The sequence below is a fragment of the Streptomyces sp. NPDC100445 genome, assembly GCF_044759735.1.
GTDB lineage: Bacteria > Actinomycetota > Actinomycetes > Streptomycetales > Streptomycetaceae > Streptomyces.
The window spans coordinates 188,208-202,940 of the sequence record NZ_JBIVZV010000005.1; the positions used below are offsets into that span (position 1 = coordinate 188,208).

Annotated in this window: 14 protein-coding genes and 1 pseudogene; 7 read left to right on the forward strand and 8 right to left on the reverse strand. The window is 72.0% G+C overall.

Going from position 1 to position 14,733, the window contains the following annotated elements; genetic code table 11:
* Nucleotides 1-80 precede the first annotated feature (80 nt).
* Together ACIQVT_RS14970 and ACIQVT_RS14975 are read left to right on the forward strand one after the other, a co-directional pair.
* On the forward strand, nucleotides 81-1,049 hold the full coding sequence (locus ACIQVT_RS14970; RefSeq protein WP_403752247.1) for a WD40 repeat domain-containing protein: 969 nt from the start codon (nucleotides 81-83) through the stop codon (nucleotides 1,047-1,049).
* Between the two features lie 188 nt (nucleotides 1,050-1,237).
* Nucleotides 1,238-2,842: an alpha/beta hydrolase gene (locus ACIQVT_RS14975; protein ID WP_403752249.1), complete on the forward strand. Its 1,605-nt coding sequence runs from the start codon at nucleotides 1,238-1,240 to the stop codon at nucleotides 2,840-2,842.
* A 49-nt stretch (nucleotides 2,843-2,891) separates the two neighbouring features.
* Here the strand turns inward: ACIQVT_RS14975 and ACIQVT_RS14980 are convergent, their stop codons facing one another.
* Nucleotides 2,892-3,362, reverse strand: a complete 471-nt coding sequence (locus ACIQVT_RS14980) for a hypothetical protein (protein WP_403752252.1) — start codon at nucleotides 3,360-3,362, stop codon at nucleotides 2,892-2,894.
* 75 nt (nucleotides 3,363-3,437) lie between these two features.
* Complete coding sequence (locus tag ACIQVT_RS14985; protein ID WP_403752255.1) at nucleotides 3,438-3,671, reverse strand: DUF397 domain-containing protein; 234 nt, start codon at nucleotides 3,669-3,671, stop codon at nucleotides 3,438-3,440.
* Between the two features lie 183 nt (nucleotides 3,672-3,854).
* Here ACIQVT_RS14985 and ACIQVT_RS14990 point away from each other — a divergent pair, with 183 nt between their 5' ends.
* The 3 genes from ACIQVT_RS14990 to ACIQVT_RS15000 all read left to right on the forward strand — a co-directional run bounded on the left by ACIQVT_RS14990 (nucleotide 3,855) and on the right by ACIQVT_RS15000 (nucleotide 5,974).
* Nucleotides 3,855-4,622 carry a DUF6879 family protein gene (locus tag ACIQVT_RS14990; RefSeq protein WP_403752258.1) on the forward strand — a complete coding sequence of 256 codons (768 nt, stop codon included), beginning with the start codon at nucleotides 3,855-3,857 and terminating at the stop codon, nucleotides 4,620-4,622.
* 18 nt (nucleotides 4,623-4,640) lie between these two features.
* Nucleotides 4,641-5,489 carry a helix-turn-helix domain-containing protein gene (locus ACIQVT_RS14995; protein WP_403752261.1) on the forward strand — a complete coding sequence of 283 codons (849 nt, stop codon included), beginning with the start codon at nucleotides 4,641-4,643 and terminating at the stop codon, nucleotides 5,487-5,489.
* A gap of 356 nt (nucleotides 5,490-5,845) precedes the next feature.
* Nucleotides 5,846-5,974: a hypothetical protein gene (locus tag ACIQVT_RS15000; RefSeq protein ID WP_403752263.1), complete on the forward strand. Its 129-nt coding sequence runs from the start codon at nucleotides 5,846-5,848 to the stop codon at nucleotides 5,972-5,974.
* 85 nt (nucleotides 5,975-6,059) lie between these two features.
* On the opposite strand, the gene ACIQVT_RS15005 is transcribed toward ACIQVT_RS15000, so the two are convergent.
* Complete coding sequence (locus ACIQVT_RS15005; protein ID WP_403752266.1) at nucleotides 6,060-6,836, reverse strand: alpha/beta fold hydrolase; 777 nt, start codon at nucleotides 6,834-6,836, stop codon at nucleotides 6,060-6,062.
* A gap of 49 nt (nucleotides 6,837-6,885) precedes the next feature.
* On the opposite strand from ACIQVT_RS15005, the gene ACIQVT_RS15010 reads away from it, so the two are divergent.
* Nucleotides 6,886-7,299, forward strand: coding sequence for a MarR family winged helix-turn-helix transcriptional regulator (locus ACIQVT_RS15010; RefSeq protein ID WP_403752269.1), 414 nt, complete (start codon nucleotides 6,886-6,888; stop codon nucleotides 7,297-7,299).
* Nucleotides 7,300-7,390: 91 nt separating this feature from the next.
* Here ACIQVT_RS15010 and serC read toward each other — a convergent pair whose 3' ends face one another.
* A complete protein-coding gene (serC, locus tag ACIQVT_RS15015) occupies nucleotides 7,391-8,509 on the reverse strand; it encodes a phosphoserine transaminase (protein ID WP_403752272.1) in 1,119 nt (372 codons plus the stop codon).
* A gap of 156 nt (nucleotides 8,510-8,665) precedes the next feature.
* Here serC and ACIQVT_RS15020 point away from each other — a divergent pair, with 156 nt between their 5' ends.
* Complete coding sequence (locus tag ACIQVT_RS15020) at nucleotides 8,666-11,536, forward strand: FAD-binding and (Fe-S)-binding domain-containing protein (RefSeq protein WP_403752276.1); 2,871 nt, start codon at nucleotides 8,666-8,668, stop codon at nucleotides 11,534-11,536.
* 677 nt (nucleotides 11,537-12,213) lie between these two features.
* Here the strand turns inward: ACIQVT_RS15020 and cpt are convergent.
* From cpt to ACIQVT_RS15040, 4 genes and pseudogenes are all read right to left on the reverse strand, one after another.
* Nucleotides 12,214-12,747, reverse strand: coding sequence for a chloramphenicol phosphotransferase CPT (gene cpt / locus ACIQVT_RS15025; RefSeq protein WP_403752280.1), 534 nt, complete (start codon nucleotides 12,745-12,747; stop codon nucleotides 12,214-12,216).
* A 61-nt stretch (nucleotides 12,748-12,808) separates the two neighbouring features.
* Nucleotides 12,809-13,096 (reverse strand): malic enzyme-like NAD(P)-binding protein, encoded by a 288-nt coding sequence (locus ACIQVT_RS15030; RefSeq protein WP_403752983.1) that lies wholly within the window; start codon nucleotides 13,094-13,096, stop codon nucleotides 12,809-12,811.
* Between the two features lie 170 nt (nucleotides 13,097-13,266).
* Nucleotides 13,267-14,199, reverse strand: coding sequence for an EamA family transporter (locus tag ACIQVT_RS15035; RefSeq protein WP_403752283.1), 933 nt, complete (start codon nucleotides 14,197-14,199; stop codon nucleotides 13,267-13,269).
* A gap of 54 nt (nucleotides 14,200-14,253) precedes the next feature.
* Nucleotides 14,254-14,733, reverse strand: a pseudogene (locus tag ACIQVT_RS15040) (hypothetical protein); the annotation flags it as partial.

Genomic DNA, 14,733 nt, shown 5'->3' on the forward strand with positions numbered 1-14,733 from the left:
CCGGGAGCACGTGGGATCCGGGATCCGTGTGAAGCGGGCCACGTCCCTCGAACACCCGGCGGTGATGGCAGGCTTGGGGCATGCGTCGATCGTTCACCGTCCTCGCCGGGGTGCTGCTCACCGGCGCCTGCGCGCTGCCCGCCTCCGCCGCCGACGGAACCGGTGACCGGGGGTTCACCCTCAAGGACCCGCGCATCACCGAGTCCAGCGGGCTCGCCGCCTCCCGCCTGCACCCCGGTATCTACTGGACGCACAACGACAGCGACGACGGTCCGTACCTCTACGCCGTCGACAGCGCCTCCGGCAGGACCGTCGCCCGGATCACCCTGCGCGGCATCGGCTCCCCGCGCGACGTCGAGGCCGTCTCCATCGGACCGCACAACGAGATCTACGTCGGTGACATCGGCGACAACTTCGGCGGCAGGTGGCCGTACGTGTGGATCTACAAGTTCGCCGAGCCGGAACGGCTGACGGACCGGACGGTCACGGCCACGCAGTACGTCGTGAAGTACGCGAACGGCCCCCGCGACGCCGAGTCGCTGCTCGTCCACCCGAAGACCGGGCGCGTCTACATCATCGACAAGAAGCAGGACGGCGGGCACCTGTACGAGGGCCCGGCCACCCTCTCCACCTCCGGCGCCAACGTCTTTCGGCCCGTCGCCCCCGTCGACCTCTGGGCCACCGACGCCGCGTTCTCCCCGGACGGCCGGCAGCTCGCCGTCCGGGGGTACTTCGGCGGGGTGTACTACGGCTTCGACGGCGGCCGGATCAAGCGCGAGGGCAGCCTCGACGTGCCGTTGCAGGGCCAGGGCGAGTCGGTCTCGTACTCCGTCGACGGCACCAAGCTGATGTACGGCAGCGAGGGCGCCGGCAGCGCGGTGCGGGCGGAGGACGCCCCGGCCCGCCCGGACGGGAAGTCACCGTCGGCGCAACGCGGTTCCGGCGCCTCGGAGGACAAGGGGAGCGGTGGGAGCCTCAAGGTCGGCGCCGTGATCGTCGTGGCGGGATTGGCGGCCCTGTTCGGCCTGCGGCGGCTGCGGCGCCGCTGAACGCGGTGGGCGGAGGGAGAACAGCCCGTTCGGGTTCTCCTCCGCACGTCCATTTCCGCCTCCTCCGTGAGGAGTAGCAAGACTGTTCCGCAGAGGGATCCGATGGCTTCCGCGACACGAAATCCTGTCCTCGTCCCGGAAGTTGACGGAAAGGAACGGCCATCGTGCGGAAAGGACGCTTGGCGCCCATGCTTGCCGTGGGCGTCACGGCCACACTGCTTCCCGCTCTCGCGCCGGCGCAACAGGCCTCCGCGGCGGAACCGTTGGGGAGGTACCAGAACCAGAAGCCCGCGTGGCACAGATGCGACGCGTCCGAGCCCGCCGCGTACCAGTGCGCGACGATCAAGGTTCCGCTCGACTACAGCCGCCCGACCGGCAGGACGATCGGGCTGGCCGTCTCCCGCGTGAAGACCAGCGCCCCGGGCAAGCGGCACGGCGCGCTCCTCTTCAACCCCGGTGGTCCCGGTGGCGAGGGCCTGAGCATGCCCCTCATGATGAAGGACACGCTGCCCAAGAAGGTCCGTGAGCAGTACGACCTCATCGGGTTCGATCCGCGGGGCGTGGGGCGCAGCAGCCCGGTCACCTGCCGTCTCACGGAGGCGGAGCGGAACATCCAACACCCCTACAAGCGGGAGACGTTCAGCAACGACGTCAAGTGGGCCCGGACCGTCGCCGACAAGTGCCGTGCCGGCAACGGCGACAGGCTTCGGTACATCACCACCCGCAACACCGCCCGTGACATGGACGTCGTCCGTGCCGTCCTCGGCGAGAAGAAGATCTCCTACCTGGGTTACTCCTACGGCACCTACCTGGGCGCCGTCTACGCGCAGCTGTTCCCCGAGCGCACCGACCGCTTCGTGCTGGACAGCGCGGTCGACCCGGCACGTGTCTGGCGCGGCATGATCCAGATCTGGGCGGAGGGCAGCGAGCCGGCGTTCACGCGCTGGACGAAGTGGACCGCCCAGCACCACCGCACCTACAAGCTCGGCACCACCCCGGCCCAGGTGCGCAAGACGTTCTGGGACCTGGTCGCCCGGGCAGACCGCACCCCCATCGACGAGGGCGGCGACAAGATCACCGGTGACGACATCCGCGCAGGCCTGCGCGGTGCGTTCTTCAGTCCCAAGTACGCGGCTGAGGCGGTCGTCGAGCTGAAGAAGGCCGCCGACGGCCACGCGCCCCTTCACCACGCCCTCCTCCCCGGCCGGCAGCAGGAACCGCGCTGGTCCGCGCCCCACGCGGGTTCCACCGCCTCCACCGCTTCGGTCGCTTCGGCCGCTTCCGCCACGCAGCCTCCGGCCGACAACGGCGACGCTGCCTTCTGGACCGTGGTCTGCGGCGACACCGCGGCCTGGCCGCGCGACCCGGAGCAGTACCGGCGGGACGCCATCCGGGACAAGGCCAGGTACCCGCTCTACGGCGACTTCGGCTCCAACATCACGCCCTGCGCGTTCTGGGACAAGCCGGCCGAGCCCGTCACCGCCGTCCGCAACCACGTCGGCCTGCTCACCGTGCAGAACCAGTGGGACCCCCAGACGCCCCTGGCCAGCGGCCTGGGCATGCACCGCGCCCTGAGGGGATCGCGCATGGTGTACGTCAAGGGCGGCGAGGGGCACGGCGTCTACTCCGTGGACCCGCGCTCCTGCGCCGACCGCACCGTCAACGCCTACCTGAGCACCGGGAGGCTCCCGGCACGGGACGTCACCTGCGTGGCGTCCGGGAGTCAGGGCCTCGGTGCGAAACCGCAGATCGTCCCCGCACCCCGCCACACCCCCGGAAGCCCCCGCTTCTGACCCTTCGGTGCACAAAGGGCGCCCGGTGGCCACCGGGCGCCCTTCCCCGTCAGACGCCCAGCGGGCACGGCAGGGTGGGCAGCTGACGGTTCGGGGCGCAGCTCACCAGCGCCAACGAGAGGTACGCGGGACGTTCGAGGTAGAAACCGAGCGAGACGTCGCCTCCCGCTTCCAGCCGCTCGGCCGCGGAGATGACGAGGGTGCTCAGACGCGTGCCGTCGCGCTGCGACTCGGACGCGAACCGGGGTGCGTACTCGGTGAGACGGTCACTCAGCCAGGCTGCCGCCGCCTTCGCGTCCTGCCACGTCCCGCGCACCAGTCGATGTGGCTTGGCGAGCCAGTACGCCGTCTCCAGCGGGGGCAGCTCGGAAGCCGGGAACTCCGCGGCGGCCGTGCGGTACCGCTGGATCAGCTCGGGACTGCTGCCGGGCGACGGCGGCTCGGGGTGGGGAGGGCGTCGCAGGGCCTCCTGGTCGAAACGGGTTTTGGGACCGGTCCAGAGGTAGGCGTGGTGGTGCACGGGGATCCCACTCGGTGCGTAGGGGGAGGGCGGCCGGTCCCGGCGCGGCTCGGCCGTGCGGGACCGGCCGGTCGCTCAGACCGACAGTCCGAACCGAGCGGGGTCGAGGCCGGCGGCCTCCAGCTCGGCCGAGGTGAAGCGCAACGGCTGCGCGTCGGGCCGCTTGCTGTCACCGAGGGCCCAGGCGTCCTCGCCGATACGGGCCAGGGTCACGCAGGCCTCACCGTCCGGGTGAGTGCTTCCCCCGCACGCCCTCACGAACGAGGCTCCGCCGAGGTCGAGCGCGTACAGGTCACTTCCGTTCACCATCGCTGCACCTTCCTGCTCCGCAGTGGGTCTTGCCTTCGGCGACGACCGTAGGAGGTGGACGGAGAGCAGCGCGGCGAATATTCGCGATTATTCTCGTACCGTCACTCTGGATGCATGGACATTCACACAGAGGCACCGGAATGCTGACCTACGAACATCGTCGACACCGAGGGGTGGTTGCGCGTGGCACGCAGGTTGCGGTTCAACGGGACGGGGAGCGGTGTCACCGGATGTCCGTCCGTTCACGAGGATCTGGACAGCGGGGAGGTGATCGTGCATGGTCCTCCACTCACCGACCCGGAGGACGTCGCACAGCTTCAGCACCTCTCAGAGGGCGAGGTCGCCGTGGTGGTGCCGCGGGATCTCCTGGTGGACTGGGCGCCGAAGGAGCGGACACGGCAGGTGCGGACGATCGATCTCGACGAGTTCCACACCCTGTTCGAGAAGTTCGAACACACGGCGTGGCGACTGGAGACGCGTCGCCGGTACGCGAGTGACGAAGCAGGTGACCGGTGGAAGCGGTTCATCGAGAACGGCACGATCGGCGAGAGCGAGGACCCGGAATCGCTCTACAGATGGTGGACCGAGACGATCCGCGCCCACACCGCGCAGGGCAAGCGGGTCGAGCGGGTACGCATCGTGGACCAACCCGCCACCACCGGTCAGCGGTACCTCCTCGACAGTGCGAGGTGGAACGTCGGCCTCGGTGAAGACATCCGCAACATGTGGCGCGCCGACGCGGACCGGCTCCGGCTGCCCGCCGAGGACTTCTGGCTGTTCGACAGCCGCCTCATCGCCCTCCTGCGCTTCGACGACGACGATCAGCTCACGCACGTGGACCTGATCACCGAGCCCGCGGAGGTGGTGCGCTGCTGCATGGTGCGGGATGCTGCTTGGCACCACGCCGTACGGTGGGAGCAGTTCATGACTGAGATGCACGGCGACGCATAGGGGCAAGAGCGGGTACCGGTGAGCACGGACTATCAGAGGGCGCGCGAGGAACTAGGGCGCAAGCTCAGGGAACTGCGTGTCGAAAGCCCTGATGGCCGGCTCACCGGTACGGAACTGGGTCAGCGGCTGGGATGGCCGCAGTCGAAGGTCAGCAAGCTGGAGAACGGCAGGCAGACCCCCACGGACGACGACCTACGAGCATGGACCGACGCCGTGGGACAACCGGCCGCTCTCGGTGAACTCCGTGCCCGGCTCAAGGGCTTCGAAAGCCATGTCCGCTCTTGGCGGCGTCAGTTGGCCGCAGGCCACCGGCCGGTGCAGGAAACCTGGAACGCGCTCGTCGCGGAGTCCCGCGTTCTGCACATGTGGGAGAACAACGCGGTCAGCGGCATGCTCCAGACCGCCGAGTACACCCGCTGCATCTTCGACAGTTACACGGATCTCCGTTCCTCCCCGAGGGACACGGAAGAGGCCGTGAGGGCTCGCATGAAGCGGCAGGACTGGCTGTACCGACCCGGTAAACGACTCAACTTGCTCATGTGGGAGGGCGCTCTGTGGGCCCGGGTTTGTCCGGCGGAGGTTCTCGTCGCGCAACTGGACCGCTTGACCGGCGTGGTGGGCATGGACACGGTGCGCCTCGGCATCCTGCCTATGGACGCGGCCCTGCGCATCCCGCCGGGCAACCCGTTCTCCGTACTCGACGAGCGTCTGGTCGTGGTGGAGGACTGGCACGCCGAATTGTGGCTGGACGATGCCGAAACGATCACTCACTACCGTCGCGTCTGGGACACCCTCGCCGAGTCGGCCGTTTTCGGCGCCGACGCCCAGCAGGTGATCGCCCGCGTCCGCCGGGGTATCAAGGTCTGAGGACGTACGGCCGTACGACGTCGTCGGTGGTCTCCCACAGCGGCGCCGGCGCCACACGTAGGGATCGGGGATGCGTAGTTCCCGGGCGGGGAGTCCCCGTCACCTGGCGCGGCGCCGGGCAGGAAGCGGGCGGGTGCGTCACGAACGGTTCGGATCACCGGCAGTGGCTCACGGCATTGGTGACGAGTTCGTTCGCCGACAAGGCGTGGGGATGCGGAACGCCTCGGTTGCGAGCATGGGGCTGAAACTAGGAATGCATGCAGACTCGCCGCAATGGAGACCGGGAAATACATGCAGCGGTTTCACTCGATCGCGCGGTCGGAGGGGGTCTGGTCATCGGGGAGTGCGGTTGCGGCATGTTCCACCGGCTGGTCGTCACGGGGAGGAACGCCGGCCAGGTCTGGCTCGACGATCCTGACTGGGGCGGCCTGACACCGGGACCGGACTTCCGAGACTGGTACCCGGCATGGCTGGCCACGACCTGACTGCTGTGGCCCGAGGCCCGTCCGGGCGAGCTGGTCGGCAGCTCTCGAACGCGGTCGCAACGCCCCGTGCCCCGGAGCGAGTGGGCTACGACTGGCGCAGGAACGGGTCGATCGCCGCCCAGGTCGCGTCCGGTGCTTCGAGGTGCGGGAGGTGTCCGGCCGCCGGGATCTCGCTGAACCGGGCACCGGGGACCGCGTCGGCGACGGCTCGCCCGTACGCGGGTGTGACGATCCGGTCGCTTTCGCCCCACACCACGAGCGTCGGGACGTTCACCGCGCCGAGCCGTCCGAGCAGCGTCGGGTCGCTCATGCTCGTACCGGCGACGACCGCCATGGTGTGACGGTTCGCCTGCTGGATCGCGCGCTGCTCATCGGTGAACCGGGCCGGGTCCACGTATCCGCGCTCGGGGTCGTGCCAGGCGGCCTCCGCGAGCCCACGGGCGTCGAGGGCGAAGAAGTCCGCGACCGGCTCACCGGCGACGACCACGCCGACGCCGTCGATGTCGACCAAGGCCCCGATCAGTCCTGCGTACCGCTCGTCGTGCGCTGCCTGCACCGCCATCTCCAGGGCGATCCAACCACCGATCGAGGAGCCGACCAGCACGACGTCATGCTGCCCCTTGTCGAGCAGCCGTGCGAGGTAGCCGGCCGCGAGGTCCGCGACGGAGGTGATGGAGTCGGGGCGCGTCGTGCCGTCCCAGCCGGGATGGGTCGGGGCGAACGCGTGCATGGAGGCTGCGAGATGTCCCACGACGGGCGCGACGGTCTGCGGACCGCCGCCGCCGTGCAGCACGAGCGCCGTGCGCGACGCGGGGTCGCCGGCTTGAATCGCAGGGAGGTCGTCGGGGAGGGCGGTGTTCACGGGGCTCCTTCTCAATATGTTTATATAACGGTGTTGATAACGTAGCACCATGACGACGGACCTGGAAACCCTCGGGCAGGCGATCAAGCGCGCGCAGTACAGGAATCACCGCGCCGCCGACACGGCCCTGCGTGACATCGGGGTCAGCCTTGTGCAGTGGGACGCGCTACGCGCTATCGACCGGATGCCTGGCGCCTCCGGGCATGAACTCGCCGTGGCGACGTTCCAGAGCGACCAGGCGTTCGGCACGCTGGCGAGCCGGCTCGTCGCTCGTGGGCTCATCGCTCGGTCCGCGGGCCGCGGGCGTCGCCTGGAGCACACCCTCACCGAAACGGGGCGCGCCACACTGGACGCGGGCCGGCAAGTGATGGGCGGCGTGCTTCAGGAGCTCTTCGCGCGACTCGACGAGGCGCAACGTCTGGCACTGCTCCAGGCGCTCCAGGTCCTCACCGAGGACGCGTGACACCTCCGCCTCCGGTGGGCGCCGGGGCGGATGACACGACGAGGGGCGCCCGGCCAACGCCGGGCGCCCCTCGTCGTCGTCAGGGTGACGGTTACAGCTTCTCGATCACGTAGTCGACGCACTTCGTGAGCGCCTCGACGTCCGCCGGGTCGATGGCGGGGAACATCGCGACGCGCAGCTGGTTGCGGCCCAGCTTGCGGTACGGCTCGGTGTCCACGACGCCGTTGGCGCGCAGCACCTTGGCGACGGCGGCGGCGTCGATGTCGTCGGAGAAGTCGATCGTGCCGATGACCTGCGAGCGCTCGGCCGGGTTCGTGACGAACGGGCTCGCGTACTTGGACTCCTCCGCCCAGCCGTACAGCCGGGTCGAGGAGTCCTTGGTGCGGGCCGTGGACCAGGCGAGGCCGCCCTGGCCGTTGAGCCACTCCAGCTGCTCGTTGAGCAGGAACAGCGTGGCGAGGGCAGGGGTGTTGTACGTCTGGTTCTTGCGGGAGTTGTCGATCGCCGTCGGGAGGCTGAAGAACTCCGGGATGTGGCGGCCGGAGGCGTGGACCCGCTCGGCGCGCTCGATCGCGGCCGGGGAGAAGACACCGATCCACAGGCCGCCGTCGGAGGCGAAGGACTTCTGCGGGGCGAAGTAGTAGACGTCCGTCTCGGCGATGTCGACCGGCAGACCGCCCGCGCCGGAAGTGGCGTCGACCAGGACGAGGGCGCCCTCGTCGGCGCCGGCCACGCGCCGGATCGGCATGGCGACACCGGTGGAGGTCTCGTTGTGGGTGAGGCCGTAGACGTCCACGCCCTCCTCGGCCCGCGCCTCGGGGTGGGTACCGGGGTCGGCGGACACGACGGTGGGTTCGGCCAGCCAGGGGGCGAGCTTGGCGGCCTTGGCGAACTTGGAGGAGAACTCGCCGAAGGTCAGGTGCTGCGACTTGTTCTCGATCAGACCGTGGGTGGCGATGTCCCAGAAGGCGGTGGAGCCGCCGTTGCCGAGGACGACCTCGTAGCCCTCGGGGAGGGAGAACAGCTCGGAGATGCCCTCGCGGACCTTGCCGACCAGGTTCTTCACCGGCGCCTGCCGGTGAGAGGTGCCCAGCAGGGAGGTACCGGTGGCGGCGAGGGCGTCCAGCGCCTCGGTGCGCACCTTGGAGGGGCCCGCGCCGAAGCGTCCGTCGGCGGGCTTGATGTCAGCGGGAATCTGGATGTCGGCCACGGAACGAGGTTAGCCCGTGGTCGGGGCCGGGGGAGGGCCGTGTCCGTCGGATGAGACGAGACGCACCGGACACGGGCTTGTGGGGTTGTACGACGATACGGGTGGGGTTGTGGAAAAGAGGCGGTGACTGTGCGTGATCGGATGCATCCTGGACGCATGACAGATCTTGCGGGTGAGCTGCGCGGGGCCGTCCGGGGCGAGGTCCGCTTCGACGCCGGGGCACGGGCGCTGATGACCATGGACGCCTCCAACTACCGGCGCGTTCCCCTGGGCGTGGTGGCCCCCCGGGACGCCGACGACGTGCGCGCCGTGCTGGAGGTCTGCCGGGCGCACGGGGTGCCGGTGGTGGCGCGTGGCGGGGGCACGTCGATCGCCGGGCAGGCGACCGGCACGGGCGTGGTGCTGGACTTCACCCGCCACATGAACGCGCTGCTGGAGCTGGATCCGGGCTGCCGGACGGCCGTCGTGCAGCCGGGGCTGGTCCTGGACCGCCTCCAGGAGGCCGCCGCCCCGCACGGACTGCGGTTCGGACCCGATCCGTCCACGCACAGCCGGTGCACGCTCGGCGGGATGATCGCCAACAACTCCTGCGGCTCCCACTCGGTCGCCTGGGGCACGACCGCGGACAACGTACGGGAGCTGTCCGTGCTCACCGCGCGCGGTCAGCGGCTGCGCCCCGGCCGGGACTGGGCCGGCGCCCCCGACGGGCTGCGCGAACTGGTGGACGGTGAACTGGCCCGGCTGCGCACAAGCTTCCCCGACCTGCCCCGCCGCATCTCCGGCTACGCGCTGGACGCGTTGCTGCCCGAGCGCGGCGCGGACGTCGCCCGCTCCTTCTGCGGCTCCGAGGGCACCCTCGGCATCCTCACCGAGGCGGTGGTCCGCCTGGTCGAGGACCCGCCGGCGCGTGCCCTGGCGGTCCTTGCGTACGCCGACGAGAGCGCCGCCGCCGAAGCCGCCGCGGGCCTGCTGCCGTTCGGCCCGCTGACCGTGGAGGGCATGGCCGCCGACCTCGTCCCGCCCGGGGCCGGGCTGCCCCCGGGCGGCGCCTGGCTGTTCGTGGAGACCGGCGGGGGGACGGCGGCACAGGCAGACGCGCGGGCCCGCGAGATCGTCCGCGCCGCCGACGTCGTGGACTCCCTGGTCGTCACCGACGCGGCGGCCCGGCGCACCCTGTGGCGCATCCGTGAGGACGCCGCCGGCACGGCCACCCGGATGCCGGACGGCACGGAGGCGTGGCCCGGCTGGGAGGACTGCGCGGTGCCGCCCGCCCGGCTCGGCGCCTACCTGCGTGACTTCCGCGCGCTGCTGTCCGCCCACGGGCTGCGCGGCACGCCGTACGGCCACTTCGGCGACGGCTGCATCCACGTCCGCATCGACTTCGACCTGCTCACCGAGGCGGGCGTCGGACGCTTCCGCCACTTCTCCGAGGAACTGGCCGACCTGGTGACCCGGCACGGCGGCTCGCTGTCCGGGGAGCACGGGGACGGACAGGCCCGCGCGGAACTCCTGCCCCGCGTGTACGGCGCGGAGACGGTCCGGCTCTTCGAACGCGCCAAGGCCCTCTGGGACCCGGACGACCTGCTCAACCCCGGCATGCTGGTCCGCCCCGCCCCGCTCGACAGCAACCTCCGCTTCTCCGTCCTGCCCCGCCGCCCCGTCGACGTGGCCTTCGGCTACCCGGCCGACGGCGGTGACTTCCGCGCGGCCGTCCGCCGATGCGTCGGCGTCGCCAAGTGCCGAACGGCCTCCGCGACCGGACCCGACGTGATGTGCCCCTCCTTCCGGGCCACCGGCGAGGAGCAGCACTCCACCCGCGGCCGGGCCCGCCTGCTGCACGAGATGCTCGCGGGCGAGGTGGTCACCGACGGCTGGCGGTCCACCGAGGTCCGTGACGCCCTCGACCTCTGCCTGTCGTGCAAGGGCTGCCGCTCGGACTGCCCGGTCGGCGTCGACATGGCCACCTACAAGGCGGAGTTCCTCCACCACCATTACGCCGGCCGCCGACGGCCCGCCGCCCACCACAGCATGGGCCGCCTCCCCGAGTGGCTGCGCTGGGCCGCCCGCACCCGCACGGCCCCCCTCCTCAACGCGCTCGCCTCGATACGGCCGTTGGCCGCCCTCGGCAAACGGCTGGGCGGCATCGCGGCGGAACGGGACATCCCCCGACTGGCGGGGCGGACGTTCACCGCGTGGTGGCGCCGCCGGAAACCCGCCCGGGGCACCGGGGACCTGGTCGTCCTCTGGCCGGACACCTTCACCGAGCACCTGACCCCGTCCGTCGGCCGGGCCGCCGTCCGCGTCCTGGAGGACGCCGGGCTGCGGGTGGCCCTCCCGCCGACGCTGTCACCCCGGCGGGCGGTGGTCGGCGACGGCCGGACCAGGGCGGCGACCGCGCTGCTCACCGCCCGCCGGGCCCGGGTGTGCTGCGGCCTGACCTACGTCTCCACCGGCCAGCTCGACCGTGCGCGCGCGGTGCTGCGCCGCACCCTGGACCTGATGGAACCGGTGCTCCGCGCCGGGCTGCCGGTCGTCGTCCTCGAACCCAGCTGCGCCGCGGCCCTGCGCTCGGATTTGCCGGAACTGCTGCACGACGACCCGCGTGCCGCCCGACTGTCCGCGGCGGTCCTCACCTTCGCCGAAGCGCTGGAACGGCACGCCCCCGAGTGGACCCCGCCCGCCGTCGACCGCCCGGTGGCCGGCCAGACCCACTGCCACCAGCACGCGGTGCTCGGCGACAGCCCCGACCGCCGACTGCGCGCCGCCGCTGGCCTCACCGGCGACCTCAGCGGTGGCTGCTGCGGACTCGCGGGCAACTTCGGCTTCGAGAAAGGCCACTACGAGGTGTCCCAGGCCTGCGCGGAGGACCAGCTCCTCCCGGCCGTCCGGCACGCGCCCGAGGACACGGTCGTCCTCACGGACGGCTTCTCCTGCCGCACCCAGCTCCAGCAACTCGCCGGCGTCCGGGGCCGCCACCTGGCAGAGGTACTGGCGGAGGCCCTGGACAGCAGACCCGAGCCGTCGTAGCGGGGGGCGGCGACACGGGAGCGCGGTCACCGATCGCCCGGCGAGGACGGCCGGGTCTCCGGTGCCTTGGGGCCTGGCCTGACGGGAGGGGCGGGCAGTAGGTGATCCGGCGGATCGAGCAGGCAGGAGGTGATGAGGTGGCCGGGGGTGCCCCGTGGACCGGCGGGGCCGCGTGGCTCGGGGCGCGGGAGGGCGGTCGCCGGTCGCCCGGCGGGGACGGCGCAGTCTCCGGTGTCTGTGCGGGAGGAGGCGAGCCAGAGGCGATCTCGGCGGGAGGGGCGGACCGAAGGTGAATTGGCGGACCGAGCAGGCCGGAGGTGGTGCAGCGGGCCGGAGGTGACCCGTGGGCCTGCCGGGCCGTTCTGGCTCGGTGCGGGAGGTGGTCGCCGGTCGTCCGGCGGAGATGGCCGGGTCTCCGGTGCGCTGGGCGAGTCGGGCGCTCCAGAGGCGTCCTGGCGGAAGGGGCACGCCGGCCGGTGATCCGGTGGACCGAGTAGGCCGGAGGTGACCTCGTGGGACGGGTGGGCCGGGCGGTGGTCTGGCGGACTGGGCAGGCCGGAGGCGGTTCCGTGGGCCGAGTGGGCCGGAGGCCATTCCGTGGGTCGAGGTGGGCAGGACGTGGGGCGGCGGGGCCGGGGTTGTCCGGTGGGGAGGGAGGGGGACGGTCGGGCCGGTGGTCAGGTGGTGTGCGCGGCGATGGTCCGGGCGCAGTCCAGGGACTCGGTCTTCGCGGTGTCCACCTCCAGGTCGTAGGTGACGCCCCGGTGGACCAGGTCGGCCTGGGACGCGGCCATGCCGACGGTCCGGTCGCCGCGGGCGATCTCCCGCGCCGCCGCGACCACGGCGTCACACCGGACCCCGACCCACAGGACCGGCAGGTCACCGAGGGCGTCCCGCCAGCGCCGCTGCGAGTCCGCCCCGCCGAGGAACACCTCGTCGACGATGATCCGGGCGCCCGCGCGGGCCATCGCGGCGACCCCCTCGATCCAGGCGGCCTCCAGCGCCCGGAACTGCGGCCCGACGCTCACCTCTCCGTCCGGCGCGAACCCGATGCCGCCGTCCGAGGTCAGCATGGACGCCGGCATCACGTCCACCAGGGTGTCCGTGCCGAGGGCCAGCCACGGGTCCGGCAGGACGGCCTGGAGGCACCGGACGATCGCGGACTTGCCCGCGCTGGAACCACCGTTGAGCACGATCACCTGAGTCGTCACCGCGCCACCGTAGAGGCGACGCGGGAGATCCGGAAACGGGATTACGTCGTACCCCGAGCCGTCAGACGGCCTCGACGGGCGGGTAGACCGGCTCCCACTGGGCCGCCCGGACCGCGGCCTCGACGTCGTCCAGGACGGCGCGGGCCACGCCCTCCTCCACGGCGGCCGTCGCCACGGCCACCGCCACCGCCCGCGACGTGCCGCGCAGGTCCCGGATGGGCGGGAGGACCGGCGCGTCGGCGCGGGCCACGTCGGAGTCGCCGGTCCGGTGGGCCACCGCGTCGGCCGCCGCGCGCAGCATGCGGTCGGTGACGCGGGAGGCTCGGGCGACGATCACGCCGAGTCCCAGGCCGGGGAACCGAGATCGTCAGGGGGCGGGCAGTGCTGTCGCGAGCGTCGGTCATGGAATGCGCCTTCCCGTCCGGCTCCGTCCCGATCAGGTCCCTTCCAGGAGTCTGCCGGAGCCGGGCGCGACACACAGGACGGCGGTCGCCGGTGCCTGGGGGACCGGGCGGGGCGTCACTGACCTTCGGCCGGCAGGGGCGGGAGTTTGCCCCGGGCCACCTGGGTGCGCACGGCGCCGATGCTCGCCGCGATGACGAGGGCGATCGCGGCGGCCTCCGTGGCGGACAGGGCCTGGTCGAGGATCAGGAAGCCGGCCGTGGCCGCGATGGCCGGTTCCAGGCTCATCAGGATCGCGAAGGTGGAGGCGGGCAGCCGGCGCAGGGCCAGCAGTTCGAGGGTGTAGGGCAGGACCGAGGACAGCAGCGCGACCGCCGAGCCGAGGGCCATGGTGGTGGGGTCCAGCAGGCGGGTGCCCGCCTCGACGATGCCGAGGGGGAGGAAGAGCAGGGCCGCGACCGCCATGGCCAGCGCGAGACCGTCCGCCTGGGGGAAGCGGCGCCCCGTACGGGCGCTGAAGACTATGTAGGCCGCCCACATGGCGCCGGCGCCCAGGGCGAGGGCGACACCTGTGGGGTCCAGGTCGCCGAAGCCTCCGCCGCCCAGCAGGAAGACGCCCGCCAGGGCCAGCCCCGCCCAGAGCGCGTTGACGGCGCGGCGGGAGGCCAGGACGGACAGGGTCAGCGGGCCGAGGACCTCCAGGGTGACCGCGGGGCCCAGCGGGATGCGGGCGACCGCCGAGTAGAACAGGCCGTTCATCGCGCCCATCGTCACGCCGAAGACGACCACCGTCCCCCAGTCGGCGCGTGAGTGCCCGCGCAGCCGGGGACGGCAGACCACCAGGAGCACGATCGCCGCCGCGAGGAGGCGCAGGGTCACCACGCCCAGGGCGCCCGCCCGGGGCATGAGCGTCACCGCCAGCGCCCCGCCGAACTGCACCGAGATGCCGCCCGCCAGGACCAGCCCGACGGGGCCGAGTGCGCCGAGGCGGCCCTGTCCCGGGGCGGGGGCGACCGGGGTCGGCGTGGCGGTGCTGGATCTGGCGGTCACGGGCGGTCCTGTGGCTCGGCTCGGGGCTCGGGGTGCGTCAGCGGCGGAAGTAGTTCATCCCGATGTACTTTCTCGTCCAGGGTAATGGACTCGGACAGGTGCGTGAAGCCCTTTTGAAGCTGTCCCGGATGCTGGGACCGGTCCCAGCATCCGGTCCCGGCAATCACCCGTGGCTTGGGACAGGGCCGAGGCCGTACGCGTCGTCGTGGTCATGTGTGTGCGGCGGCGGGCCGCACGCGGCCGTGGCGGCGTGTGCGGCTCGCCCCTGTCCAGCATGACGCCGTCGCGCGAGCGGTGCAGCCGCGCGTAGGCGCCGCCCCGGGCGAGGAGGTCGTCGTGGCGGCCGGTCTCGACCACGCGGCCGTGGTCCACGACGAGGATGCGGTCGGCGTCGGGGGCGAGCTCCAGATCGTGCGTGATCATGACCGTCGACTCGTGCGCGTCGGCGGCCCGCGCGGCGGCCGTGATCGCCTGCTCGCTGGCACCGGGTCGGCCGCAGGCCGTGTTGGCGCGCACCGTGTCGTGCAGCACCAG